The 525-nt window shown below is 52.8% G+C and carries 1 protein-coding gene; it reads left to right on the forward strand.

From position 1 onward, the window contains the following. The first annotated feature begins 128 nt into the window (after positions 1–128). Positions 129–374, forward strand: a complete 246-nt coding sequence (locus AB4Z23_RS28165) for an AbrB/MazE/SpoVT family DNA-binding domain-containing protein (protein WP_065661138.1) — start codon at positions 129–131, stop codon at positions 372–374. Positions 375–525 lie beyond the last annotated feature (151 nt).

Below are 525 nucleotides of genomic sequence, written 5' to 3' on the forward strand. Positions count from 1 at the left end.
CGCGCTACCACCCGCAGGAGCATCTGACACCGCGCGGGTGGGAGGTTTATAAGCCTACGGTAGAAGAATAGTTCGCCAAACAGTCAAAACCGTATGCTAAACTCCATTTAAACTTTGGAGTACTTCAAATGAAAGCAACGATTTGCGAGATTGGCGAAGCCGCTGGTATTGTTATACCAAAGGATATGCTTGAACGGCTTGGATGGAAGACAGGCGACGTTCTTGATCTAAGTGTATACGGCAACATGCTTGAATTGCGTGCTGCCGGTGGTCTTGATGAAGAACTGACGGGAGATTTTAATCGGCAGCTCGAACACGCGCGGATTGCGATGCGCAAATACCACGTTGCGCTAAGAACGCTCGCCAAGTCCTGAAACAGCGACCATCAAAGACGTCCCGAGTAATCGCTCGGGACGTCTTTCAGCTGTTACCCGCCAAATTTCCCGCTACGCGGAAAGCCCTTCGGTACGGTGCGGCCAACGGTGGCGCGGTCTGCCAGCCATTCGCGCAATTCCTCACCGACCT

Origin of the sequence: Agrobacterium sp. MCAB5, from assembly GCF_052114365.1 — a bacterium.
GTDB lineage: Bacteria > Pseudomonadota > Alphaproteobacteria > Rhizobiales > Rhizobiaceae > Agrobacterium > Agrobacterium tumefaciens.

What these genes read in the sequence shown, in the direction of transcription:
- AB4Z23_RS28165 (WP_065661138.1), top strand. Translation starts at nt 129, where the DNA reads ATGAAAGCAACGATTTGCGAGATTGGCGAAGCCGCTGGTATTGTTATA.